19 protein-coding genes and 1 tRNA gene are annotated in these 26,907 nt (G+C 47.6%); 10 read left to right on the top strand and 10 right to left on the bottom strand.

The genetic code is table 11. The features are described 5' to 3' along the window. Positions 1–23: 23 nt before the first annotated feature. The gene (locus DXN05_RS09760; protein WP_116847024.1) at positions 24–1,466 is read right to left on the bottom strand and encodes an outer membrane beta-barrel protein; all 1,443 of its coding nucleotides are present in this window, start codon (positions 1,464–1,466) and stop codon (positions 24–26) included. Next, positions 1,450–2,031 (bottom strand): RNA polymerase sigma factor, encoded by a 582-nt coding sequence (locus DXN05_RS09755; protein WP_116847023.1) that lies wholly within the window; start codon positions 2,029–2,031, stop codon positions 1,450–1,452. Before DXN05_RS09755 ends, DXN05_RS09760 begins: the two co-directional genes overlap by 17 nt. A gap of 293 nt (positions 2,032–2,324) precedes the next feature. Here DXN05_RS09755 and DXN05_RS09750 point away from each other — a divergent pair. From DXN05_RS09750 to DXN05_RS09735, 4 genes are all read left to right on the top strand, one after another. Next, positions 2,325–2,399: transfer RNA gene (locus tag DXN05_RS09750), tRNA-Val, on the top strand. Positions 2,400–2,469: 70 nt separating this feature from the next. After that, positions 2,470–3,306 (top strand): AraC family transcriptional regulator, encoded by an 837-nt coding sequence (locus tag DXN05_RS09745; protein WP_245975172.1) that lies wholly within the window; start codon positions 2,470–2,472, stop codon positions 3,304–3,306. 40 nt (positions 3,307–3,346) lie between these two features. Further along, a complete protein-coding gene (locus DXN05_RS09740; RefSeq protein WP_116847021.1) occupies positions 3,347–4,888 on the top strand; it encodes an FAD-dependent oxidoreductase in 1,542 nt (513 codons plus the stop codon). Positions 4,889–5,089: 201 nt separating this feature from the next. Beyond that, positions 5,090–6,319, top strand: coding sequence for a cupin domain-containing carboxymuconolactone decarboxylase family protein (locus DXN05_RS09735; protein ID WP_116847161.1), 1,230 nt, complete (start codon positions 5,090–5,092; stop codon positions 6,317–6,319). On the opposite strand, the gene DXN05_RS09730 is transcribed toward DXN05_RS09735, so the two are convergent. From DXN05_RS09730 to DXN05_RS09700, 6 genes are all read right to left on the bottom strand, one after another. Continuing rightward, positions 6,314–7,105, bottom strand: a complete 792-nt coding sequence (locus tag DXN05_RS09730) for a hypothetical protein (protein ID WP_116847020.1) — start codon at positions 7,103–7,105, stop codon at positions 6,314–6,316. The genes DXN05_RS09735 and DXN05_RS09730 overlap by 6 nt on opposite strands. A 381-nt stretch (positions 7,106–7,486) precedes the next feature. Continuing rightward, positions 7,487–10,651 (bottom strand): glycoside hydrolase family 2 TIM barrel-domain containing protein, encoded by a 3,165-nt coding sequence (locus tag DXN05_RS09720; RefSeq protein WP_116847018.1) that lies wholly within the window; start codon positions 10,649–10,651, stop codon positions 7,487–7,489. A 69-nt stretch (positions 10,652–10,720) separates the two neighbouring features. Further along, positions 10,721–11,698: a BT_3987 domain-containing protein gene (locus tag DXN05_RS09715; protein WP_116847017.1), complete on the bottom strand. Its 978-nt coding sequence runs from the start codon at positions 11,696–11,698 to the stop codon at positions 10,721–10,723. 28 nt (positions 11,699–11,726) lie between these two features. Then, positions 11,727–13,517: a RagB/SusD family nutrient uptake outer membrane protein gene (locus DXN05_RS09710; RefSeq protein WP_158559191.1), complete on the bottom strand. Its 1,791-nt coding sequence runs from the start codon at positions 13,515–13,517 to the stop codon at positions 11,727–11,729. A gap of 22 nt (positions 13,518–13,539) precedes the next feature. Further along, positions 13,540–16,842: a TonB-dependent receptor gene (locus DXN05_RS09705; RefSeq protein ID WP_116847015.1), complete on the bottom strand. Its 3,303-nt coding sequence runs from the start codon at positions 16,840–16,842 to the stop codon at positions 13,540–13,542. 172 nt (positions 16,843–17,014) lie between these two features. After that, positions 17,015–18,178, bottom strand: a complete 1,164-nt coding sequence (locus DXN05_RS09700) for a FecR family protein (protein WP_116847014.1) — start codon at positions 18,176–18,178, stop codon at positions 17,015–17,017. Positions 18,179–18,363: 185 nt separating this feature from the next. Here DXN05_RS09700 and DXN05_RS09695 point away from each other — a divergent pair, with 185 nt between their 5' ends. From DXN05_RS09695 to DXN05_RS09685, 3 genes are all read left to right on the top strand, one after another. After that, positions 18,364–18,963: an RNA polymerase sigma factor gene (locus DXN05_RS09695; RefSeq protein ID WP_116847013.1), complete on the top strand. Its 600-nt coding sequence runs from the start codon at positions 18,364–18,366 to the stop codon at positions 18,961–18,963. A 211-nt stretch (positions 18,964–19,174) separates the two neighbouring features. Beyond that, positions 19,175–20,767, top strand: a complete 1,593-nt coding sequence (locus tag DXN05_RS09690) for an RICIN domain-containing protein (protein ID WP_116847012.1) — start codon at positions 19,175–19,177, stop codon at positions 20,765–20,767. A 64-nt stretch (positions 20,768–20,831) separates the two neighbouring features. Beyond that, on the top strand, positions 20,832–22,469 hold the full coding sequence (locus DXN05_RS09685) for an RICIN domain-containing protein (RefSeq protein WP_116847011.1): 1,638 nt from the start codon (positions 20,832–20,834) through the stop codon (positions 22,467–22,469). Between the two features lie 164 nt (positions 22,470–22,633). On the opposite strand, the gene DXN05_RS09680 is transcribed toward DXN05_RS09685, so the two are convergent. Further along, positions 22,634–23,869, bottom strand: a complete 1,236-nt coding sequence (locus tag DXN05_RS09680; RefSeq protein WP_116847010.1) for a phthiocerol/phthiodiolone dimycocerosyl transferase family protein — start codon at positions 23,867–23,869, stop codon at positions 22,634–22,636. 329 nt (positions 23,870–24,198) lie between these two features. On the opposite strand from DXN05_RS09680, the gene DXN05_RS09675 reads away from it, so the two are divergent. From DXN05_RS09675 to DXN05_RS24635, 3 genes are all read left to right on the top strand, one after another. Next, entirely contained in the window at positions 24,199–24,774 is a 576-nt protein-coding gene (locus DXN05_RS09675) for a DUF4142 domain-containing protein (protein ID WP_116847009.1), read from the top strand. A 506-nt stretch (positions 24,775–25,280) separates the two neighbouring features. Next, positions 25,281–26,264 (top strand): 2-hydroxyacid dehydrogenase, encoded by a 984-nt coding sequence (locus tag DXN05_RS09670; protein ID WP_116847008.1) that lies wholly within the window; start codon positions 25,281–25,283, stop codon positions 26,262–26,264. Beyond that, a complete protein-coding gene (locus DXN05_RS24635; protein ID WP_158559189.1) occupies positions 26,248–26,394 on the top strand; it encodes a hypothetical protein in 147 nt (48 codons plus the stop codon). The genes DXN05_RS09670 and DXN05_RS24635 overlap by 17 nt, the downstream gene beginning before the upstream one ends. A 38-nt stretch (positions 26,395–26,432) precedes the next feature. Here DXN05_RS24635 and DXN05_RS09665 read toward each other — a convergent pair whose 3' ends face one another. Further along, positions 26,433–26,678 (bottom strand): RNA recognition motif domain-containing protein, encoded by a 246-nt coding sequence (locus DXN05_RS09665; RefSeq protein WP_116847007.1) that lies wholly within the window; start codon positions 26,676–26,678, stop codon positions 26,433–26,435. Positions 26,679–26,907 lie beyond the last annotated feature (229 nt).

Raw genomic sequence — 26,907 nt, 5'->3', positions numbered from 1 at the left:
AATCTTACTTTAAAATGTACTTGTTATTTCCTGCCGAGCGATTTGGTTATACCGATATTCAATCCCATGCTGGTTAATGGCAGGCTGCCGATACCAACACCTTTCAGCGATACTTTAAGATAAGGCTCTACCCGCAGTGTTCCCAACACACCGGCCGCATGTTCATATCCTGCCCCCAACTGCATAATGCTGAAGATGTTCTTTGAAGCATTTTTCCGCTGCCAGTCTGCTGTGTACTCGTTGTTGTATCTTTTATATAAAGAGGTATATTTTTCCTTGTTCATGAAGTACGATGTTAATCCTGCGGCTGCATACCAGCTGCTCTTTTCATGTACACTGAAGTAATAATGAACATTAACCGGCACTTCAATCATATTGCAATAGCCATCCACATTAATAATGGTCACATGTTCAGGCAGGTTGATCTTATCTGTTTTAAAATATTCACCGGATGAGTAGTACGCTTTATGCGAGTACATGACGCCTGCCTCGGCAGACAGCCTTTTGCTGAAGCGGTAACCCGCCAGTATGCCTGCGCTATAGCCTACACTGCCTTTTTCAAACTTCACGGTGCTGATATCACCTGCCACCTGCATGCCAATATATACCCCCTTGCGGTAACCCGGTTTGCCACGCAAATGTATCATGGGGGCAGCACTATCTTTCAGCGGTGTGCGGTGTGCGTTTTCAAACATTTTGTCTGCATCGCTGCTGTTTTGCAGTGACAGCGGGTTTAGCACTATACTGGCATCCAGCGGATGCAGGTATATATTGCTGCGTTCTTCATTGGTAGTATTACCGGCAGCCTGTGGTGTAAAGCTGCTATGGATATTGCTGGTTACAGCAGTGTTATAGTTATTGTTTTCAGTTACACCTGCACCATTACGTGCATTGTTACCGGCAGCATTTTTAACGCCGCCTGTATTTTTATTCCTGCTGTTTCGCAGTGTGGTTGTTTTGGCTGTACTGCCGCTTGTTACTGTTACCGCACCTGTATGATCTGCATTGTTATTACTGCGCTGCCCGGTTACGCTTTTTTCATCAACCGGGTTGTTGTTATTACCTGCAGACTTTGTTGCAGCGCCACTTTCAGCAGTAACACCAGTAGTGGTAGTACCGGGTTCAGGCTGATTGGCAGTTTGCTTATTTTGCCCGGCCTGCCTGTTCACGGGCTGCTGTTCGGTTTTGGTGGTATTGTTTACAGTTGCTGCATCACCTGCGTTGTTGGGCTTCATTAAACGGTAACCCGGGTAAATGAGCAGCACCAGCAACAAAGGCCATATCCACAAATACCGTTTTCTTTTTTTAGGGCTAAGCGGCGGCAGCACGCCGGGAATATCGGCATCGCCTTCGCCAGACTGCAGCCGGCTGAATACGGCATCGAAGTCTCCCCCGCCTGTTTTAAGCGGGTAGTTGGCGCCGGCATCCCGGAACAAACCGTCCATATCGTTACTTGTTGGCTGCATATCCTGCCTCCTGGATGTCTTCTTTATTTAGTTTTTTTTGGAGATGCAGCCTTGCCTTCGCCAGGTTCGATTTAGACGTACCTACCGTGATGCCCAGCTGTGTAGCTATTTCCTGGTGGGAATAGCCATCTATTACATGCATATTAAACACCACCCGGTAAGATGGCGGCAACTCTTTTACATGAATGATCAACTCTTTATAAAACAATTGTTGTTCGGCGTTCTGACTGTGATCCTGTTCTTCCCAAACATATTCGGGTATACCGCCTATTTCAGGAATCATGTGCTGCCTGCGCAGCTCATCAATAGCCGTGTTCACCATTATTTTCCTGATCCACCCCATCAGCGTTTTCTCCAGGTGTTCGGGTGCATCACAGGTGAACTTGCCAAAATTCCGAAACAGCTTCACAAATCCGTCATTCGCCACATCAACCGCCTTTTCATATCTATAAATGTAGCGGAAAATAATCTTCAGGGCATAGCCGTAGTACCGCTCATAGAGCAGCCGCTGCGACTTTGCCTCATTCGAGGCACATCCCGTTATTATATCCGCAATTTGTTCCAACGAGCTAACCGGTTATGTGTTTATGTATTATAGATACGCAATACTTTGATACCGGTTGCCTCTTTTCTTCATTCTTTCGTGTTTTTTTAGCCATTTTAAAGTAAAACTATATGTAACGTGGTTTTGGCAGTTCATTAACCGCGGGTATCTGTAAGATTTAAAAGAAAAAACATATTTCTTTTAAAAAAATTTGGAGGAAATAATTCTTCTCCTATCTTTGCACTCCCAATCGCAATCAGGGTTACCCCAAAAGCGGAAAAGGGAAGTTCTTTTGCTAGTCAAATTTCAAATAAGGGAGCATAGCTCAGCTGGTTTAGAGCATCTGCCTTACAAGCAGAGGGTCCGCGGTTCGATCCCGTGTGCTCCCACAAGTAAAGCCTTAACAGAAATGTTGAGGCTTTTTTGTTTTACCCCATCTAACCATAAATCCCTCTAACCATGGAACCATCAATCCACATGCAACACCAGGAATTTGAACCGCCGGAAGCATTACGCGACACCATAAAATGCTTTTGGCACAACACGCGGAAACAGGTAGCATCCACCTCAGCCTTTGAGGTACAACCCGATGGGTATGCCGAAATCATTTTCTATTTCGGAGAACTTTATACCCTTGCGCACAATGGCGACTTACAGCCCCTCCCATCACCCTTTATGATGGGACTGCTTAACCACCCCGCTGTTTTTTACACCAAAACCCACCTGGAAATTATTGGCATCAGGTGCTTTCCCTGGACTGTTTTCGATTTGCTCGGCCTGCCATCCGGCAAAAACGGTGTACACGCATTTGAACATCCCATTGCGCGGCTGCAAACTGAATTGAACCCCTGCATAGCAGCTGGTGATGTACCGGGAGCCATTGCCCGCGTAACGCAATACTTTCTCGATGCACATGCAGGCATTGCAGTGAACAGCATGTTATTCAAAGCAGGCGTTGCCATGCGGCAGGCAAACGGTACCATGCCTGTAAGCCAGGTTGCGGCAGCAGCCCATGCTACCGTTCGCACGCTGGAAAGAAAGTTCAAGCAATCTTCAGGATATACGGTGAAAGATGTATCAGCTCTGATGCGTTTTGAACAGGCACGAAACCAGCTATGGCGCAATCCCGGGGTTAACCTCGCAGGCCTGGCACAGGAACTGGGTTATACCGATCAATCGCACCTGAGCAGGGAATTTAAACGCTACAGCGGCGCTACACCCGCAGCCTTTGCGCGCAAGGCAAAGAAGGGAAAACAAGCCGTCAGCAGCGATTTTGTCGCATTTGTACAAGCCTGATACAGCTGCATTCGGGAATTTTGCGCTTCAATCATTTTGAATGAACACAACAACTGATACCCATTCACCTGCACGCAATACACTTACTTACGATGTTATTATTTCCGGCGCAGGACCTGTAGGCCTGTTCCTCGCCTGCGAACTGGCCCTGGCAGGCTGCTCAGTACTGATACTGGAAAAAGCCGCAACGGCCAGCTCACCTTTAAAACAGCTGCCTTTCGGCGTGCGCGGACTTAATGCCCTTTCTGTTGAAGCATTTTACCGCCGCGGATTACTGCAGGAACTGGAGCTGCACAAACGCATGAAGAATCCCCACCAGCACGGCGGACAAGGCGCACGCCGACAGGTTGGACACTTTGCAGGCATTCCTTTTCATGAAGGAGACATCGACACCACGCAGTGGGAATACCGCCTGCCAACTTCTACTGAAACAGGCCTGATCTCTGAAATGGAGGAAATTGAAACGGCCCTTACCCGCCGCGCAACAACGCTCGGTGTACAGGTAAAACGCGGGTTCACTATTACCGGGTTTCAGCAAACCGGTGAAGCAGTTACTGTTGAAGCAAACGAACAATTCTTTCAAAGTAAATGGCTGGTAGGTTGCGATGGCAGCCGCAGCGCGGTACGCAAGGCCGGCGGTTTTGCGTTCGCAGGTACAGAGCCGGAATTTACCGGCTACACTGCCCGCGTGGATATTGCCGATCCCGAAAAACTGCAGCCTGGCCGCAACGTAACAGCAACAGGCATGTACATGCAATCGCAGCCCGGTTACCTTATGATACAGGAGTTTGATGGCGGTGCTTTCCATCACTCAGCACAGCCGCTTACACTGCAACACCTGCAGGATGTGCTGCGCCGTGTTTCCAACACCGATGTTACGCTTACAGCTTTGCATGTTGCAACCACGTGGACTGACCGCGCACGGCAGGCTACCACTTACCGAGAAGGACGCGTACTGCTGGCCGGTGATGCTGCACATATCCACTCACCACTCGGTGGCCAGGGATTGAATCTCGGGTTAGGCGATGCCATGAACCTGGGCTGGAAACTCGCTGCAACCATACAAGGCAAAGCACCGGAAGGCTTGCTGGATAGTTATTACAATGAGCGGCACCCTATTGGCGTTCAGGTGCTGGACTGGTCACGCGCGCAGGTGCTCATTATGCGGCCGGAACCCAATGCCCGCGCTATGTACGCTGTTATCCGCGACCTGATGAACACACGCGATGGCGCTACCTATTTTGCATCACGCGTGTGGGGCGTTAACACACATTACCCGCTCGGCGGCAGCCATCCATTAACAGGCCGCAGCGTTCCCAATTTTGAGCTGGAAAACGCCACCATCGGCGAACTGATGCACGATGGCAAAGGCATACTGCTCGACTTTGGCATGCACACTTCACTTAAAACCCTGGCCGGTGAATATGGCAGTCAACTGAAGTATATATCCGGCAAAGCGAAAGATCAATTAGGTTTAAGTGCCCTGCTCATACGTCCCGACGGTTTTATTGCCTGGGCTACTGACACCGAACCTGATGAACAATCCCTCAGGGAAGCTGCTTCACGCTGGTTCACCCCGTAAGTTTCCACCAATAAACCGGAGCTATTTTTACATGGTAAATATCCGTGTGTGTAAACTCATCCCATACCAGCTATCATCACTCCATTGTTCTTACACTACTAATCAATACTTTAATTACTATTTTATAGCGCATAAAATCTGGCATAGTGCTGGACAACATAAATATTGCCGCAAAACGGCAGCAGTTATAAAATACATATTATGGTTTCGATTTTATCCAATGGCAATCTGGCTCCCGGTGAATATTTTACCGGGAAGGTTTTACTAAACCTCGCTGTAACACCCGAAGATAACCTGGTGAGTGTGGTAAGCAAAGTAACCTTTGAACCAAAAGCGCGCACCAACTGGCACATGCACCCATACGGACAAATTCTTATTGTAACAGAAGGTGCCGGTTATTACCAGGAAAAGGACAAGCCTGCACAGCTGATTAAAACAGGCGATGTAGTAAAAATTCCGGCAGATGCAGACCATTGGCATGGCGCCGCACACAACAGCGGCATGACGCACATTGCCCTTGTACCGCCGGGTAAAAACAGCACCATATGGGGTGCACCCGTAACCGATAGTGTTTACAACGCCGTCAATGTACCGGAAAGCAAGCCATCGCCTGCGTTGAATATTACGGAAAAAGCAACCGGTAACCGGGAAACCTTATGGCCCGGTTATCAATCAGCAGTCAACATCACTGATCCTGAACTGGCAGAACTATTTGACAATTTCGCCTTTGACGAAGTCATCAGTCATGATACAATGGACCCGCAAACACGCATCATGCTGATACTGGCAGCGACCATTGCCAGCCAGTCAGTAACGGCATACACCATGATGCTGAATGCGGCATTGAATACAGGTGTGTCGCCTGTGGCCATAAAGGAAATCGTATACCAGGCTGTACCGTATACAGGCATGGCAAAAGTGACTGACTTTATACATGCCACCAATGAAGTGTTTACGCAACGCGGCATACCGCAGGCTACAGAACGCCAGTCCACCACAACAAGAGAAACGAGGCAGGAAGCAGGACTGGTAAAGCAAATGGAGATATTCAGCAGCAGTATCGATACAGCATATAAAAACTCACCAAAAGACCTGCTGCATATACAGCAATACTTAACGGCCAATTGTTTTGGAGATTACCTTACCCGCAACGGGCTGGATGTAAAGACCAGGGAAATGATCACGCTGTCGTTCCTGGTTACACTGGGCGGCACAGAGCCGCAGATAAAGGGCCATATACAGGGTAATGCCAATGTAGGCAACGACCGGCAAACCCTGATTAATTTGCTAACCCAGCTGTTGCCTTATATTGGCTATCCAAGAATACTGAACGCCATTACCTGCCTGAATGAAATACTGCCGCCCATCAAAACAAAGGAAATAATGAATACTGCGAAAAACAGCGAAGCCGTACCTAAAGATGTGTTATAAAACCACCGCAACATTACCTTCCCGTTGCCTGGCTGCAGGCTGTACCACCGCCGCTGCAACAAGCAAAGCAATACCACCCATGCCCAGCACTACAAACAAACTTGTCCATTCCGTTTCTGTACGCGGCTGTGCAGCAACCCTTGGTATGTGCAGCAATACAAACCAAAGCAGGAACATAATACTAAGCAGCAGCGCTGCCACACGGCTTTGCACACGGATAAAAAGACTGATGGCAGCAGCAAAGAAAGCCACCATTACCAGGTACGACCAGAACATTTTTGCCGGGATCCATGCAGGGATCAGTGTGGCAATAAATGTTGCATACATATAATGCTGCACACCAAATATCAGCATCGCAGCAGCAAATAACCATACCGCAACGTTGATATATGCCCGGCTTAACACGCCAGCCAGCGCAGCCAGCAGCACTGCGCCGCTGAACAATCCCAGTACTTCGCCGAAAGGTGTCCATTCCAGCGGATCGTGCAGGTGCATGAATAGTTTGGGAACATGCAGCAATAAGAGCAACAGGCCCAGCACGATCACCGCCAGCAAAGCGGCCTTTCGTATGTAACGGTTCAGGATCAGCAACACACCTGCTGCCAAAAGCGCAATGCCGGTAAGATATACCCACAGGCTCATCACAGGCAACCCGGCAGGCACAGCCAGCAAACCAGACGGGAAATGGCCATATACGCAATGTACCAGTCCAATGCCTGCCATCGCTATACCCAGCAGCACCCGGCCTGCTGCGGCATAATGTCCCCTTGTTAAATTATCTGACATAAACAGTATTTGCCGTTTAAGATCCGGCGATTCATTGGTAAATGCAACTTGCAGCTACCGACAGCGCAACCTGGTAAACGGATAACAGTTTCCGCCACACCAATGCATGCGGCCAACACCAGTTTTTCCCGTACGGATATATCGCAAGAATCAGATTGACAGGCTGTGCAACATGCCGCACATTTGTGTTCTCAACCGATGTATATGTTAAGAAGCCTGTTACCTGCATTGTTGCTGCACCTGTTCTTTTCACAAAAACCTTGTCTTGTTTACCACTATACTACACCCAAAGCGAAAATAGCATCCTGTGCATCAAAAAAAAGCCCGGCTGCATCTGCAGCCGGGCCGGCAAAAGGCAGTTGCATAACTGCCTTTGCGCTTTTATTTATGTGACAACAATTGCAGCTGGTAACTGAATGTGGATGGCTTCGCATACACCCGGTATACAGGTAATGGCCTGGGGCCACAGCCGTATGAGCCTACACCCAGTGTTTTCGCACTGATACATAAAACAGTACCGCTGCTTTTGGGCAGATCTATTTTATATTCCACAGGCGACATTTCTTCATCGCTGTAAGGAAGCGCTGCTACCTGCAACAGGTCTTTATCGCGTTTAACACAGATACCTGTACCATTTGCCGCAGTAACATTGGCCCATCTTACATCTTCATGATTGCCGCATTCCATCGGTTTCTCATATGGCGTTAACTGTGCACTTACGCTGCTGAAATAATGTCCTACATCAAAGCCCTGCTTGCGGTCAGCATAGTTCTCCATAGGCCCGCGGCCGAGATAATCAAACTGGTCCAGTTTTTTATCAAGGAACAAACGAACACCCAGGCGGGCAAGCACCACTTTGGGATCACTGAATTGCACATCATTGGCTACATTGATCAAACCATTGCCGTTAATGGTATACACTGCCTCGTGGGTAACCTTGAAATCCGCTTTGCCTGTACCGCTAAGGTGTGCTTTAATTTCAACCGTACCATCATTCAGTTGTGTGGTTTTAACTTCATCTGTTACCCAGCTGATGGTTTTCAAACCTTTCTTCTCCCAGTCTTCATCTGCCCACATATCATCCTTGCGGTGTGGCGCACGCCACAGGTGCAACATCGGCCCCCCGTTCTGTTGCAGTATGTTTACCCCGTTTTCTTCTATGCTTGAAAATGTACCTTTTGTTTTATTGAATACCAGGCTAAACCCGGTGCCTTTAACAACAACCTCGTCTTTGCTATCATGCAGTACCAGGCTGCCGCCTTTGGGTTGCGTTGCAACAGCAGTTGCAGTAACCGGCAGCTCAAATTGCTGCGAGGCCACTTCATATCCCTTGCCGGCCCATATTTCATCTTTACCCAGGTTAAACGATACACGCAGAAAATATTCAGCGCCTGCTTTGGGGTTCACGGTATAAGGTATTTCAATGTCTTTCTCCGCACCCGGTGCAACGCTGCCAATGGTGATATTTCCCGTGGCAATGCGCGCACCATCTTCCGTTAATTCCCAATGACCATTCAAACCACTGAGATTGGTAAACTGGTACCGGTTTTTGATGGTAAAGGTTTTGCTGCTGAGATCTTTCACGCTTATGCCCACCCACTGGTACGCATGTTTCAGCTCAGGGTAATGTGGTTTAAGCGAACGGTCAGAGAATACCACTCCTTTGTGAATAAAATACTGGTCATTGGGGTATTCGCCAAAACCGCCGCCAAACGCGGTGATCGGGTGTTTGGGATCGCGGTTGTTGTAAATACCCTGATCCTGCCACTCCCATATGGCACCGCCCAGCAGCTGCGGGTACTTATCGAAAAGTTCATTGTAAATATCCACCGAACCCATGGAGTTAAACATGGCATGCGCATACTCGCACAGGTAAAAAGGTTTGGTGAGGTTTTTACTATTGGCATGTTTTTCCAGGTTCTCTACGTCGGTGTACATTTCGCTGTCTATATCAGCAGGGTTTTTATCCCCGATACCAAAGCCCTGGTAATGTGTGGGGCGCGTGCTGTCAATGCCTTTGATCACTTTTACAATGGCCCTGAAGTTGGAGCCGCCGCTGCCGCACTCATTGCCCAGCGACCAGATAATGACTGATGCATGGTTTTTAAAATTTTCTACATTGGCCACATTCCTGTCAATCAGCGCTGCCTTAATTCTTGGCTCTTCATTAAATTCATCCCATGCACCATGGCTTTCCAGGTTGGCTTCTGCCACCAGGTAAATACCGTATTCATCGCACAGCTCGTACCACCTTGGATCATCGGAGTAGTGGCACGTGCGCACATGGTTACAGTTGGCCTGTTTAATCAGCACAATATCCCTGATCATTTGCTCTTCCGTAACAGCATGCCCGTCATCAGGCCAGTTTTCGTGGCGGTTTACCCCTTTCAGTTTAACAGGCACACCGTTCACAAGAAACAGCCGGTCTTTGATTTCTATTTTACGGAAACCGGTATGCGCGGATAAGGTTTCCACTACACGCCCGCCTTCATTCAGTGTAAGCACCGTGGTGTACAGGTTCGGCGTTTCCGCAGTCCATTTCAACGGGTTGCTTACATTAAAACGCAGCTCAACTGTTACTTCTTCGCCAGGCTGCAATGCAGGCACAGTTTGCCTGGCTGAAGCACCCGCAACAGCCGCAGTGCCCTTGTACAATGAAGCTGCTATTGTGCGCACTGCAGTAGCCGTGTTGCCGTAGTTTTTAACCTTTGCGTTCACTACCAGATCAGCATTACGGTAAGCATCATCGAGGTTGGTTTTTACAAAGTAATCCCTGATGTGTTCCTGCGGACTGCTCCACAATGTTACACTTCTGAAGATGCCGCTCAACCGCCACATATCCTGGTCTTCAAGATAACTGCCGGTGGTAAAGCGATACACTTCTACTGCCAGTGTATTTTTACCGGGCTTTACATATTTCGTTAAGTCAAATTCAGCAACGTTGCGGCTGTTTACACTGTAACCTACTTTTTGCCCGTTTACCCAAATGAAAAAGCCTGCGTCCACACCATCAAAGCTGATGAAAATGCGACGGCCGGCCCAGGCTGCCGGCACCGTAAAATCACGGCGGTAACTGCCTACCGGGTTACGCTCTTTAAACGCCGTATACTTTTCAGGCGGCGTGCTCATCACCTTTGGAAAATCTTTCTGGAAAATATAGGTGAAGTTGCTGTAATAAGGTGTCCCATAACCTGCTACCTGCCAGTTAGAGGGGACGTGAATATCTTTCCATCCCGATACATCGTATTCGGGTTTATAAAAATCAACAGGACGTTTCTGCGGCCAGTCAACCCAGTTGAATTTCCAGGAACCATTTAAACTAAGGCTGAATGAAGACGCATTGCGTTTAAGCGCCAGTGCTTCCTTTAAAGAACCATAAGGCATTAAGGTGGCATGGCTGGCTTCTTTGTTAATGCCAATACACTCGGGGTTTTCAATCTCTGAAGGAACGGGAGCATCCCTTTCCGTATTGGGCACAAATGGCTGGGCCTGTGCTGTGAAGTAACTGGCAAAAACAAACGTGGCTAAATAACATATTTTTTTCATGGTAGTATCTGATAGCGTCTTTCAAATATAATGCTAATTCGTTATTGTACTCAACTAAATGGTAAATGCTCAAAATGCATTCAACTCAGCAAGATGCGTAAAGGAAGCCCCATAGGCACTGTTGACAATCACTTTAAAATAACGCGCCTCTTTAAACCCATTGGGCAGAAAAACAGGCTGCAGGTCTTTTGTGTTCTGCAGGTTAATTATACCCGCATCTGTCCACGCCAGGTTATCCGTACTCACCTGAATATCCACTTCATTGGGCTTCCCGGTCTGGTCGCCCTGCCGGTCAAGAAAAGAAAAGCCATGCAATGTTTGCTGTTCACCCATATCAATGGTAAAGTAGTGCGGCGGCCCCGGACTTCCATTCTGCCACTGTGTATGCCAGAAGGTAGCTGCATCGCCATCCAGTGCAAATATTACACGGCCATTGTTTGGCCCTTCACCATTGGCTTCCTGCGATGAAAAATCAATCACTTTCCAATTCGCCCTGTCATAGTTGGGATAATCTTTCAAATCGGGCTGGGCTTTCACCACATAAAAAGTGGTGCGCAATGCTTCATTTACTTTTACCGAAGTGCTGGTTATACTGATGGGCAACAGGTAAGTCTTTAGTGCATCCATAGCGCCCGGCCCCTTGGTAATAAAACTGATGCTCAGCGGCGGTGTGCTCACCTGCCCTTTTGGAATCACTGCAGTGGTTGCAGACAACGTAAAACTCTTTGCAGGCAGCGCAGCATAGCTGGTATGTTTGGCAGTGTTAAAGCTGTCAACCAATGCATTGTTTACTGTAAAACTTACAGGCACATCAGCAGCCGGAAAATCCTGGCCGCCGTAATTGGCGCCATAGGTAAGGGTTTGTATACTATCGGTAATTTTAAACACGCTTGTAACAGGGCCGTTTACCGCTTCGGGCATGTATATTTTTGTGTAGTTTTCAACCGGCTGGCTGGGCAGGTCAAAAGTGTCTTTACAGCCGGCACCTGCAATGCCGCATACAAGGGCTGCAACAAGTATGGAATGATAAAATGGTTTATTGTGCATGATTGTAGAATAAAGATTGATGAGTTGATTACCATCCGGGGTTTTGCACCATTAATTGATTCCTGTCCATATCATACTGGCTGATGGGCCACCAATAAGATGCAGGCGACCGGAACAGGTGCTGGCTGGCTACACTTCTTGTATAAAAAGTATTGTCATCCTTGTTAATATTCATCCCGTGCATATCTCCCATTACCTGTGGCGCAATTTTCCAGCGGCGTATATCAAACCAGCGGGATGTTTCAAAAGCCAGCTCTACCCTGCGCTCCTGCCATATACGTGCACGCATGCTTGTTTGGTCAGCCGGTGCAGCCAAACCGGCACTGCCGTATTGCGGCAGGTTTACCCTGGCTCTTATCAGGTTAAGGTACCTGAGAATATCGGGATCACCCGGACTGTATTCATTCAACGCTTCTGCATAATTGAGATAGATTTCACCAAGCCGCAGCAAACACTCAGGCCGGTCAAACTTGGTGCCATTGCCGCCTGAACCTGCGTTGGTTTGTGGCGCCACACCTTTCCTGATCAGGTAACCGGTTTTTGACCAGTCTGTCGGGTGCCCGTTTTTACCGCTGCTGCCACTTGCAAACAATTTTACAGGTGCGGCACTTTGCATATTGCCGCCCTGGAATATGCTGTTGTTGTAGGTTACAGACGCATAGAAACGTGGCTCCCTGTTCATATACATATTGAATACCGGCACACCATTTACTGTAGTAAAGCCTGTTTCTGTGTATAGCGGTGATTCGCCGATCAATTTGCCATCTGACATAAAATAAGCATCTACCTGCTCCTGCGTAGGAGCAACACCATTCCATCCGCCCGCCTGCCTGGGCATACAGTTTACATCAAAATCAGGCAGTATGTTTTTCTTCCTGTTGAAGATCTGTTCAGCATTCCAGGCAGATAATAATGCCCCCTGGTACGATTTCACCGGGTCGCCTGAAGGATCAACATACAATGAATACAAATTCAGATCAATTACTGCTTTGGCTGCATCTGCCGCCTTTTTCCATTTATCTGCGCTGTACGTCTGGTTAATGAACGGTTGTCCCTCCCTGGTTCTGAAGCTTGCATATTCTGTGTTACCATTGTACAGCGGGCTTGCTGCATACAGCAACACCCTTGCCTTAACCCCAAGCGCCATACCTACGGTAGCATGCCCGTACTGTATATCATTTGCCTGCCCGTTTAAAGAAGGCACAGTGGGCAGCACAGCCGCCGCTTTGTCTAATTCACTCACCACATAATTTACGCAGGAATCGTACGGGCTGCGCGGGCGCTGCATTTGCGCAGCAGTGGCATCTGCCGGCACTTCGGTTTCCCCCTCAAGAATCACCGGCCCGTATTGACGCATCAGCAAAAAATAATAATACGCACGCAAAAACCTGGCTTCTGCCTTGTACTGGTCAATCAGCTGCCGGCCGTTTAATGCCAGTATCTCTGCATTGTTATCGATATGATTAATAAAATAGGTAGCAGAACGGATGCCCTGGTAGTAATGGCTCCAGGTATCAAATATTGCGTTGCCGGCACTCATGTTGCCGATGTTGAGGTCATAGGTCTTATACTTTGACCAGGTAATATCTGCTTCATCTGAATTAGACAGCCAGGGGTTTACCTGCCATTGATCGGCTTCATCATCCACATAGTTGTATACATTGGCGAGGTATTGTTCTGAAGGCCCTTTCTTCAGAAACACTTCTTCAATGGTAATACGGTCGTCGGGTACCTGGTCAAGGTATTTCTTACATCCGCCGGCACCTGAAAACACAATAGCCAGCAGCAGGATATTGTAACGGGAAATCAACTTTTTCATATCGCGCAAAATTGTAAAGCAGTTATTTGAAAGAACATTTGATACCAAGGTTATACGTTTTGGTAAGTGGATATTGTGCGCCCTTTCCATCGCCCAGTTCCACATCCCATAATTTGAAGCCGCTAATCGTCCAGAGATTGTAACCGATAAAATAGAGGCTCAGGTTCGACATGCCGGCATGCTTCAGCCACCTGGCGCCGGCAAAATCATAGCTCAGCTGCAGGGTTTGCATACGTAGGAAAGCTCCATTCTTTACCCACCAGGTGCTGTTAGCATAATTCATATTGTCGTTACCATAAGTAAGCCGGGGATAAAACAGGCGCGGATCGGGATTGCCTGGTGTCCACCGGTTGGTAATTTCAGCAAGCAGGTTGCCCAATTCACCGCCCTGGCTAAAGGGCTGCAGGCCATCGCCATTCAGTGATATATCCACATTGCTGATTCCTTTAAACCAGGCTGCCACTGAAAAGCCTTTCCATGAAACGGTTGGCCCAAAGCCGTACACGATTTCAGGAAAACTGCCGTAACCAATAGGCCCCATATCATAGGTATCAATTTTACCATCGCCGTTCAGGTCTTTGTATTTAATATCACCTGCCTTGTTGGTGCCTGTCTGGTAAGCGCTGTTCGCAACATCTTTGGCATCTTTGTAAAGCCCGAGTGCCGTATAACCAAAGCGCTGTCCGTATTTGCGGCCAATACGTTGCTGCCAGGGATAAGGCCAGGGGGCATTGGCATCATTAATCACCATCGCTCTTGTCCACGTAAAGTTTCCCCTGAAACCCAGCTGCCAGTTGCGTCCCAGCTTCTTGTTTATCTCAAAAGTGGCATCAATACCGCGGTTGTGTATTTCACCAAGGTTCGCATAAGGCAATGACAGCAAACCCGCGTTATTGGGTACATCGCCGCGCTGGCGGAAGATGCCGCTGCGGTCTTCCCTGAACACATCTGCTGTTAAGGATACGGCACCGTTCATGGTTTTCAGCTCAACGCCGAGGTTTTGCTTTCTGGCTTTTTCCCAGGTTACATCTACTGCGTAATCGCCAATATCAAGACCTGTAACCGTATTGTCTGTCCCGTTTCTGCCAAAAGAGTACTTGCCCTCGTTAAGCGTATTGCCTTTGCCTACTGTTGAAATATAGGCAAAGCGACGCCCGCCGATATTGCTGTTACCTACTACGCCATAAGAATAGCGCAGTTTAAAAAACTGGAAAACATTCGTCAGCGGTGTAAAGAATTTTTCTTCAGACAATACCCAGCCTGCACCAAACGATGGGAAGAAACCAAACCGGTGATTGGGCGCAAAGGTTTCAGAACCGTTGTAGCCAAAGTTTACTTCTGCGAGGTACTTGCTTTTATAGGCATAGGTACCACGGCCTGCAAGTCCCATATAGCGGTAAGGAATAGAGCTGATAAAATCATCTACAAATGCATCTACCTTATCTGACTGGTTAAACAACACCAGGCCTGTTACGCTATGCGGCCCGAATGAATTGGTATAGTTCAATGCAGCTTCTGTATAAAACTGGCGCGTACCGCCGTTCACTCTTTTATAGTCCAGGAAACTGGTACCTACCGATGTGCGGTCTAACAGTAATTTCCCGCTCGAATCGCGGCCCGTGGCAAGATAACCGTCTACTGTTTTGGTACGCTGTATGGTATGTGCGTTATAGTTATCAAACGAAAACATGCCTGTTGCAGAAAGTCCTTTCAACAACCCGCCAAGATCCTGCGTAACACGGATATTGCTCCAGAGCTGGCTTCTGAACTCGCTGATATACCCGCTTTGCGTAAGCAGGTTGTATGGGTTGTTGATGTTGCCGGTACGTATCTGCGAATGCAGCCCGTTGGAATAAACCGTAGGAATAACAATCGGCGGCAGCAGGTAGGCCGAATTCCAGATATCCCCCACTGCAGTGCCCGGGTAATTGCCGTTGCTGATCCAGCCGGATGCTCCGAAATCAACTTTGGTAGACTTCGTTACTTTCAGCGTAAGGTTCGATGTGAAATTGTAGCGATTGAATTTGATGGCAGAATTGTAATTGGCCAGCTGATCTGTTTTAAACAGGCCATTTTCATCATAGTAGCCAACAGACAAATAATACTGCGCATTGTCAGAACCACCGCCTGCATTTACCCTTGCCCGCCTGTTTTGGCCATACTTTTTAAACAGCTCCTTAAACCAGTTCACATTGGGATACAGATCAGGATCTGTACCGCTGGCTGTTTTATCTATCCTGTCCTGCGTATATTTAGGCAATGGATCATCCGGGTTGCTGTTGTGATAAGCCTCGTTCGCCATTTGCATATAAGTAACCCCATCTGCAAATTTGGGTATCCTGGTAAACTGCGTAATGCCCTGGTCATACTGCGCATTGATACGCGGTTTGCCCACCTTTCCTTTTTTTGTTTGAATAATGATAACACCGTTTGCACCACGTACCCCATACACAGCAGTGGCAGAAGCATCTTTAAGAATGCTGAAGCTGGCAATATCTTCAGGATCTACATTCGCATAGTCACGTTCAACACCATCTACCAGCACCAGCGGACTGCTATTGGTAAAGGTGGAAATGCCCCTGATATAAATCTCCGCGTTATCGTACCCGGGCTGCCCGCTGCGCTGTACTCCAACCACACCGGCAATGCGGCCTGCAATAACATCTGTAAGATTGGCTACCGGCTGCTTCAATTCTTCTACATTAATGCTGCTGATGGCGCCGATAGAGGTTACTTTTTTCTGTTCACCATAGGCCACCACCACTACATCATTCAATCCCGCTACCTGCTCTTTCAGCGTCACATTAATTTCAGCAGTATTGTTCACCGGCACTTCCTGCAAGGCGAAACCCACGGACGAAAAAACCAGCACCCCATTCCCATCCGGCAGTTTTATACTAAACGTTCCGTCTTTTTGTGCGGATGTACTGTTGGCAGTATTCTTTAACGCCACTGTGGCGCCCTGCATGGGTTGGCCCTTTTCATCGGTTATCTTTCCCGTTACCTGGAAAACGCCGGGCTTCGGCTTAACATCCGGCCTGGGTGTAATAAGAATGGTTTTGTTGCTGATTGTGTAAGTAAAGGGCTGTTCGTTAAAACATTGTTTCAGTGCTTCATCCAGCGTTCCGTTTTTGATGTGCACACTTACATGCTGCGCTTTACGCAAAACAGCTTCATCATACAATATACTGTAACCGCTTTGCTGCCGTATAAACGACAGTGCTTCTGTAAGTGGAATATTGTTTTTATCCAGCGTAATTTTCTGGGCAAAACCAGCAGTAGTCACCAGTAAAAATACCACCGGCAACAAGTAAGATAATTTCATGGCAAGAGTAGTTTTGGCATTCGTGAAATGGCTTCACGTAATAAAACAATGTTTATAAATAGATGAATATTGTTCAGATTTGATACACATGAAGGCACACAGCGTTACCACCGGCATGTACGTTACCGGTAAAACCGGCGCAGCACCGTTATTGCTGCGCTGATAGCTGATGCTAATTAAACAGGGTTATTCTTCTTCCTTCTATCCTGTATTGAATACCGCTTACAATTCTCAGGTTCTGCAACAGTTCGGCGATATCCTTGTATTTCGATATCGTTCCGCCAAAGGTTTTATTCATAGGCACGCCTTCGTAGGCTACTTCTATATCGTACCAGCGCGCGGCCTGTTTCATCACCTGCTGTATGCTTTCATGATGAAAGATAAACCAGCCGTTTTTCCAGGCAATGGTTTCTTCCACATTCACGGTGCTTACTTTAATTTGCTGCTGGCCATTGTTTACCTGCGCCTGCTCACCCGGGATTAAGGATACCCGCCCGGATGCGTTAAATACATCTGCCCTGCCTGATGCCAGCGTTACCCTGACAGCAGATTCATCATTATAGGCATTTATATTAAATGCAGTGCCTACGTCTTCAATGGTTTGCCCGTTGGCAGTTACACGAAATGGTTGTGCATCCCTGTGTACCACTTCAAAATAAGCCTGGCCGGTAATTTCTACACGCCGCTCCTTGCCTGTAAAGGCCACAGGGTAAGTGATTGAAGACGCGGCATCAAGGGTAACCAGTGTCCCGTCTGCCAGTGACACAGTATACTTTCCACCGCGCGGGGTAGATAAGGTATTGTACTGCATTTTATCCGGCGCGGGCGCATCGTTTGCCTGGTTATAGGCAATAGCCCCCTTCTGCACCTGGTCAATTGTAGCATGGCCCTGCACGGCAATCACACCGCTTACCGTATCGCCCAGTGTGATAACTGTTTTATCAGCAAGTATCAGTACTGCCTTATTGCTGCCTGGTTTAATGGAATCGTTTTTTATACCAGCCTGCATTGCCGTCTCTGCCGGCTGTACCATATGTGCTGAATGCCTGGCCAAATACATTGTACCTGCCGCGGCAAACACAACAGCAGCAGCTGCGGCAGCCCTGTATAATTTAATTAATATAACACGTTTGGCAGCAGGCTCCTTCATCCGGCGAAACTGCAGATACATTTCTTCAGACAAGCGCTCCCTGCTATATTCCTGCAACCAGCTGCCCATGTTTTTACCACCCGGGTTGTGTGCATGATACCATTCTTCCAACTCTGCCAGTTCTGCATCACTGCATGCATTTTGTGCATAACATTCCAACAAGTATATAAGCCGGTCTTGTGTCATTCAAACAGCCTGTTTATCGTGATTGTGAGCGTATTCCCCAACATAAGTCGAAGCAATGAAGCCCTGCCGTTAGCCGGCCGGTAATTTTTTTAAAGTTTTTTTTCAGTGCGTATATTTAGCTGATTTTAGCTAAAAACAGCACACAGCATACTGTTAAAATTACCTAATATTGCTTCAACGATTAATTGCCATCTATCAAACCTCTCCTTAACCATACTGAAAAAGAACTGATCCTGCTTTGGCAGAAAGGCAATGAAGCAGCCTTTGCACAATTGTACCAAACGCATGCAATAGAACTGCTGACGATTGCTGTTCAGAAAACAAATGACCGCGAAATTGCGAAAGAGCTGGTGCAGAATGTATTTGTTACCTTACACAACAACAAACAAGCTGCCCATGAAATCCATTCACTCAGGGCCTGGCTTTATACCATTCTCAAATACCGTATCCTCGATCATTTCAGGAAAGAACTGGTGCAGCGTAAAGTGTATGAGTATTCCCCGCAAACATATACTGCCGCTGCAAATGATGTAGAGACTTATATACAAACCAGAGAGCTGGAATTATTACTAAGCGAAGAAATCAAAAAACTGCCTTCCCAGTGCCAAACCGTATTCCGGTTACGCAGGGAGCATGAGCTGTCCAATAAAGAAATAGCCCGTCATTTAAACATCTCGGAGAACACTGTAGAACAGCACATGCGCAGGGCATTGCGCATACTAAGAGTTGCTTTCAATATAGGAAGAAAGGCTATGTTATTGCTGCTGTACCTGCTTCACAGGTAAGCTTTCACTGATCGTATTTATTCCCGCGTTCCCCGTGATTGTACCGTTATCATTCCCCTTGTCTTAAGTACCCTGTGCGCCTGTTCCCGGCGCTGTAAACCGTTATTCCCATTATAACCTAAATGGGTATTGCCTGCACTGCAAGCTGCATGGCCTTGCCTTGTTATGCATTTTTTTCATTCATCCATTATAAACGAAAATTCAAAAACCAATGAAGAAGACGTATGTAAACAACAACACGTTTACCCGTGTACTGGCACCCCTTGCTGCCGCGGCCCTGCTTTTTGCTGCCTGTAAAAAAACATCCGACCCCGCTGCACAGGCCACACAAGCCAATAAAACGAGTACACGCAATGTAGTCAACTCCGGTAATGCCGATGCCGCCATCAATGCCTACAACAATGCATTCCTGGTAAATGCAGGCGGCAACACGTACTACAAGAAGTCTATTAACGACAACGCTTCCAATGGCACCTGGACGCTTGCGCTCAACATCCAGGGCATGGAAGATGCCTATGAACGCACAGGCAGCACAGCGCACAAAACACTTGTGAACAATTTGTGCAACAGCTTTCTGCAACTCGTTCCCACACCATGGGCATGGGATGGCTGGAATGATGATATCGCCTGGATGTCCCTCGCCCTCATCCGCGGATACCTGCAAACAGGCACCCAGAACCTGCTTACCCAGGCGAAATACGGGTTCGATATGGCATGGGCACGCGGATGGGATACCCAGTACAATGGCGGTGGCATATGGGAGCAACAGCCCGACATGACGCCTGCAGGCGAAGCCATCAATAAATGCGCCCTTTCCAATAATCCCATGGGCAAACTGGCCTGTTATATTTACCAGGCCAACCACGACAGCTATTATCTTGACAGGGCCAAACAAATTTATGCCTGGTCACAAACACATCTTTTTAATACCAGCACAGGCCTGGTGTATGCAAGCATCGACCGCAACAATGTGGTTGACCAGGGTTCTGCTGTTTACAACCAGGGATCATTCGCAGACTTCGCCAACCTGCTGTACCAGATTACCGGTGACCCCATGTACTTCAACGATGCCAAAAAAGCAATTGACTATGTAAGAAACAACATGACTACCAATGGCATCATCAGCAACAGCGCAGGCTATCTCGATACCTGGGCTGATGAGTTTGCTCGCGGACTGGGGCATTTTGTAAGAGACAACCACCAGTGGAGTACCTATTATACATGGATGCAGCAGAATGCCACTGCTATCTGGAACACACGCCGTACAGACAGGAATATTACCTGGAACGGATGGGCACAGCAAACCCCGGTTGATGACAACGCAGGCTCTACCAAATTCGTTAGTGCCGTGGCCTGGCTGCAGTTTACACCCGGCGCACAGCCCGATGAAATTGCAGGCACACACACCATTGTAAGCCAGCAGAATGGCATTGCCATTGACAACGGGAACGTTAGCACCAATGGCGCCGGTGTAGTGTTATGGGGCTTTAACAACGGACTTAACCAGCGCTGGAACTTTACACAGAATGAAGACAATTCCTGGAACATCATCAGCCAGTCCAGCTGGAAAGCCCTGGATGTGCCGGGCGGCTCACCTGCCAACGATCTGCAAATAGTACAATGGACACCTTCCCGTGCCACCAATCAACGCTGGTGGGTAGATAAACAGTCAGACGGCAGCTTTAAAATATGGAACCAGCAAACCAGCGGCGCGCTGGATAATTCCAGTTCAAATGTAAACGGCTACAAACTGGTTCAATGGGGCTGGAATGGCGGCGACGCACAGCGCTGGCACCTGCAATAACAATAGTACACACAAGCGTGCGCACCTTTCGTGCGCACGCTCTTTACAAACAAATTAAGCTGCAATGAAAACACTTTTTACCTTATCGCTGGCAATACAATTACTCTGCTGTGCTTTACCACTTGCTGCACAAACACGTGTAGTTTGCGTAGGCAATAGCGTTACTGCCGGTTACGGCCTGTCTGATCCCGGTACACAGGCATGGCCTGCGCAACTTGGCACCCTGCTTGGCAACCAATACACCGTACTCAACTGCGGCGTAAGCGGCACTACTATGTTGAAAAAAGCACCTTCGCCTTACTGGAACACATCGGCCTTTACCACCGCTAAAAACTTCGATCCGCAAATACTCATTATATCACTCGGCACCAATGATGCACATCCGGATAACTGGATATACAAAAATGATTTCTACAACGACTATGCATCCATGATTGATGCATTCAGGCAAAACGGGAGAAACCCGGCAATTTATGTAGTATATCCTGTTGCCTGTTATGCAGACAATGCGCAGATCGCCAACCTGCAGAACGAAGTCATTCCCCTGATCACGCAAATCAGCATTAACAAGGGCGCCACTGTGATTGATTTCAACAGTCCTACCCAAAACAAGCGCAATACCCTGTACAACGACAACCTGCACCCGAATGCCGCCGGCGCCGCCATCCTCGGCGCTACAGCCTATGCCATCATCACACCAGCAATACCCACTTTTTATAGCAATTGCAGCTATGGAGGTTATGGTATTAAACTGGGTATTGGCGATTATACCTACAGCGCACTCAGTGCAAAAGGCATTGCCAATGACGATATATCTTCCATCAAAATTCCTGCAGGTTATAAGGCAATGGTATATGCTGATGATAATTTCGGAGGCAGCACTGCAACCTTTACCGGCAATGACGACTGTTTGGGCGACAATGGCTGGGATAACCGCATTACCTCTATAAAAATCCGCGCCAATGGTGTTACGGGCAAAAGCGGCACTTATTCACTGCAAAACAGGAACAGTGGCAAATACATGGATGTGGCGGGCGGTAACCCTGCAGATGGCACCAACATACTGCAATGGACAGGCACAGGCGCCACCAACCAGCAGTTTACCTTAACCGATCTGGGTGACGGAACCTACAAAATAATCAACGTAGCAACAGGCAAGGCTGTAGATGTAGTATATGCCAGCACGAACAATGTAGCCAATGTACAGCAATGGACTTACAGCGGAAACTATAACCAGCAGTTCATCCTGCTTGCTGCGGATAATAACTACTACAAGCTGAAAGCCGCACACAGCGGGCGCGTTGTAGAAGTATACGGCGGCGGATTAAATGCAGGAGACAATATTGACCAGTACGACGATAACAACCAAACCCACGGACAATGGAAGCTGGCAGCCCCTGGCTCAACCGCCAGAACCGGCAATGCTATTGCTGCATCACCAGTCACAACCGCTAAACAGGATGCCGGCGAAAAAACAATAACACTATTCCCCAACCCTGCCACAGGCATTGTTACGTTAACCAACGTACCTGCTAATACAGACATTCACCTGTTTGATTTAAACGGCCGTGAAACACTTCGCAAAAAATCACACACCGTTGCAGGTAACATTACCATCAACGTAAGCAACCTGAGCGCAGGAACCTACCTGGTAAAGGTTGGCAACGGCAGCAAAAACAGTTTTAAGTTGATTAAGCAATAACGCTTCTGCAAACTAAAAGCCTTAACGCTCCTGTTAAGGCTTTTATCTTATGTCCCCTGTTCACCAACTGGTGTGATGCCCTCCACGCGCATTTAGCTGCATGGGGTGTTGCACCCAGCACCAATGTTTTCTTATTAACCATAATGCATGTATTAACAGCTTTACTATAACACTGTGCCCAGCACCGGCACATCACAGGCAACTTCCAGCAACTGCTCAACAAGCTTAAACAAAGAAGGCAGCGGCGTTTGACTGGTGTTAGTTAAGCAAATGGATCCATTGGATGCATTAGCGCCAATTGTCTGCTCCTTACCTTTGCCAGACAAAACCATTGGCCCCCACAATGCCTTCAGCTGCATGGCGCCGAAATCAGTATCGTATTTAATACGACCGAGATTGGTAATCATAACCTGGTGATTGAATGCTGCCTTCATTGGTTCGAGCATGGTAGCTATGTCTTTCCCGTTAAAAGTCAGCTCCCTGAAAAAGTTAAGATAGCCACGCACATGCTCAACACTGCGTACACCCTCCAGTCCTGCTTTCGCAAAACGCGCCAGCTCCCAGAAACTCATCACCTGCCCGGGCTCAAAGTATACGGGATGCGTGGTAATATTCAGGTTACATTCATCACCAATCTTCAAAGCCCTTCTTGCACAAACAGGCGAAATCATTTCAATACGTTCATCTTTCCAGGTATTATCCAGCTTTCTTCCGGCCATCAAAACAGCAGCACATAAAGCACCATGAACAGTAGTAGCTTCTTCCCGTGAACGCTTAACCAGTTTTTCGGTAAGCTGTTGCGATAGTTGAATCTTATCTACATGCGGCACAACAGCAACCGGTGTTTCAAATACCAATGCCTGTTTGGCAATATCCCCCACGCTATCTTCAGGCATACCCAGCAATTCATCGTTTGAAACTGCTGCAGGCATTGCTGACAGGGTTTTACCGGTAACAGCCTGCAATACATCACGCATCAGGTAAGCCAGGGAAGTGCCATCTGCTATAGCATGATGCGATACCAGGATGATAACAGTGCCGGCCGGCTTACGTACAATAACCGCACGCAGCAGCGGCCCTTCGGCCGTATTAAAACGGGTGGCCAGTTCTGTTTCCACTTCCTGCTCCCAGCGGTAATGCTCCGCTGCATCCACTACGCGAAACGGGATGGCTTTACCCGGCACAGGTGTAAATACCGGGCGGTTATATGCATCAACGGTGATGCGTACACACAGGTTGGGGTGCCGCTGCTGCAATGCATTTACTGCAGCCTGCCATTCGCCTGCTGTTGCGGTTCCTTCCACTTCTGCAGCCAGTGCAAAATCTTTTGAATCTACCTGGTCAAGCAGCCAGAATGCCTTTTCAAAAGCGCCTAATGTACGATGCTGATGCGTATTCATTTCAATTTGATTTACTGATTTATTCAAAACGGTATTATTACACCACAAAATTACCAATGGGTAACAGCCTGTAAAATCCCCTTATCTGTGTTATTGCATCCCCAATTGTGGGGATATACCTGCTGCAATCAGCATTGTTCAAACCAGCATGCATCACCATTTCAACCAGCGTCCCATTGAACACTTGAACTCCTCCAATAACCCGCTACATATACATTGTTTGCGATAACCCGTGCCTTGACTACGGCTTCCGAGTAAGATAATTTTGTAGTGAACTTTTTTATTTCTCTGTGCACCTCTCCCATTTATCACATTAAAGTTTGTCACTTATGAACTTACAGGAAAACGATCAAAGAAGGGATTTTCTAAAAAAATCAGCAACTATTATTGCAGGCTTGTCCATGTCAGGCGCATTGCTTTCTTCCTTCCATGCGAATGGCAGAAACATCAGGCAACTAACCGGTGGTACAGCTATTACAGAAGACAAATTCCGAAGCGAAGTAATGCCACGCGCGCAGCTTTCTATACTTGCCAGCCAGCTGGCAGTAGACAAGGCCATGCAGAAAAATGCAAAGGAATTTGCAGGCTTCGAACTGGAAGAGGCCATTGCGGTTGTTAAAGTACTGAACGATACCCAAACCCCCGTTCCACCCATGAGCGAAGAAGGCAAGGCGCTGATTGAGCAGCTCAAATCATCTTCCGGTAATGACTTTGACAAGTTATACATGCAGGCACAATTGAGCAACCACGAATTTTTGCGCGACCTGGCAAAAACCTACCTCGGCGACGCCAAAGGCAAAACTTCGCCTGGAGAAAAGGAAACACAACACCTGGCCACACTTGCGCTGTTCGCATTTAACGAGCATGTTGCTTTGTGCAAAAGAATTTATGGTGAAGTAAGTTAATGCCATCCCCCACTACTGCAACGCCATTGCAGCACCTGCCAGGCTTATTGCAGCATTTGATCTGCAATGGCTGTTGCTTTTTCTACGTTAGCTGAATACATATCCTGAACTCATATAAACACGCGGCTTACAGCAGCCATATCAAAAAAATTTACGGCAAGCTACAGGTTGCCTCCTTCACCGAAACCGTAGCCAAGGCTTAACCGGCGGATCGTTTAGCCGCAGAGGCGGCCGTTCAATCGTTCAATGGCTGCATTGTTCAGTAGTCAACTTGTCACAATCAACGCAGCAATGGTATATATCAACGATTGATGCCATACTTTATGATAACTTTTGTAAAGCCCGCTCCAGTATTGGCGTTCGCCACGCTTACACTTGTTACTTTTGCATACCGGCATAAGCATTGTTATTACCGGTGCAGCCATATGAAGTGAATAATATACCTGCAGCAGTGCCTGTTTAACGTTGCTGTTGCAGTGTATGCATGAACTTTAAAATGGACAGAGATGAAAGTATTTGCAACAAGGGTAATTCCTGCTGCAGGTTCGGCATTGCTTAAAAAAGCAGGATATGAACTAACAGAATGGGATCAGAAAAGAGATTTAACCACAGATGAATTAATTCGCTACAGCAGTGAACACGACGCGTTGCTTGTTGCCGCTGCTGATAAAATAGACCAGCATTTTCTTGAACACAACCGGCACCTGAAAGTAATATCCCTGCTCTCTACCGGTTACGATCATGTAGACGTTGCAGCCGCCACACGCATGAAAATTCCTGTAGGCAACACGCAAAGCGTGCGCAACAACCCCACAGCAGATACCGCTTTTCTACTCATGCTCGCTGTATCGCGCAAGGCATTCTACCTCCATAAAACAATTGTAAACGGCCAGTGGACTTTCTTTGACCCTGCCAGCAACCTGGGCATAGAACTGCAGGGCAAAACCCTGGGTATTTTAGGCATGGGCAAAATAGGACTTGAAATGGCCAGGCGTTGTGCAGGCGCTTATAATATGCGCATCATTTACCACAACCGTGGCAGCAACCCGGTGGCTGAAAAAGAACTGGGCGCACAAAAAGTAGCCTTCAATACGCTGCTGGAACAAAGCGATGTATTATCTGTGCACACGGCCCTTACACCCGAAACAGCCGGTATATTCAACAAGGCCGCGTTTGAAAAAATGAAACGCAGCGCTATTTTCGTCAATACGGCAAGGGGCGGCATTCATTGTGAAGCCGATTTAATTGCTGCTTTGCAAAACGGTGTGATTTGGGGCGCAGGTCTCGACGTAACCAATCCCGAGCCTATGCTGGCCGGTAATCCCCTGCTCAATATGCCCAATGTGGCTGTACTGCCGCATGTAGGCTCTGCTACAACAGAAACAAGGGCAGCCATGTCTGTACTGGCAGCCAAAAACATCATCGCAGCCTTTAACGGCGAAAGATTACCACAACCGGTGAACCCTGAAATTTATGGAACAGGCCAATAACATGATGGCCGGGATACCAGGTGCCTGGGAAGGAGGCAGGCATGGAAAAGGCATGTGCCGGCTGGGGTTGCTTACCCCGGCCGCAGTAACACACCAGCAGGAAGTACAAAAATGGCGTACCATTCAATAACAACAAGTTTTCAAACAGCTACACGGTAACTGTAAAAATTACTGTTTTTCCTTTGCTTCCTTAATCTTGAGTGGATTTTGACCCAGCATTCTTCCCTGGAGCGCTTCCATTGCAGCACGTGCCTGCGCAGGATCTTCCATTTCTACCAAACCTTTACGGGTGCTTCTCATGGTGATGGGATCATAGTAAACTTTTGCAAATGACACCCATCCAAAAGGAGAAAAAAGTCGTTGAAGTGCATACTTGTCAAAATCTGCAGGGAGAGAAGATACCATTAGGCGCATTTGCGAGTGATTTAAATAAAGGTAAGTATTTGATCTATAAAATACTGAAATCCCTGCCTTCGTTTAAAGAAATCAACAGCAACTGCCGATTATAACCCCTGGCTTACGGATATCATATAAACCGGAAAAATAAACAAAAGCAGGTATAAATAAAAGCATTATACATGCATAACCTGAAATCTTTGGCCAGAATAGCCGTTTTAGCGTAAATGAACAGCCTGGTTAACCG

The organism is Deminuibacter soli (assembly GCF_003412455.1).
GTDB classification, from domain to species: Bacteria; Bacteroidota; Bacteroidia; order Chitinophagales; family Chitinophagaceae; genus Deminuibacter; species Deminuibacter soli.
This window is presented reverse-complemented; position numbering and strand designations above follow the sequence as displayed.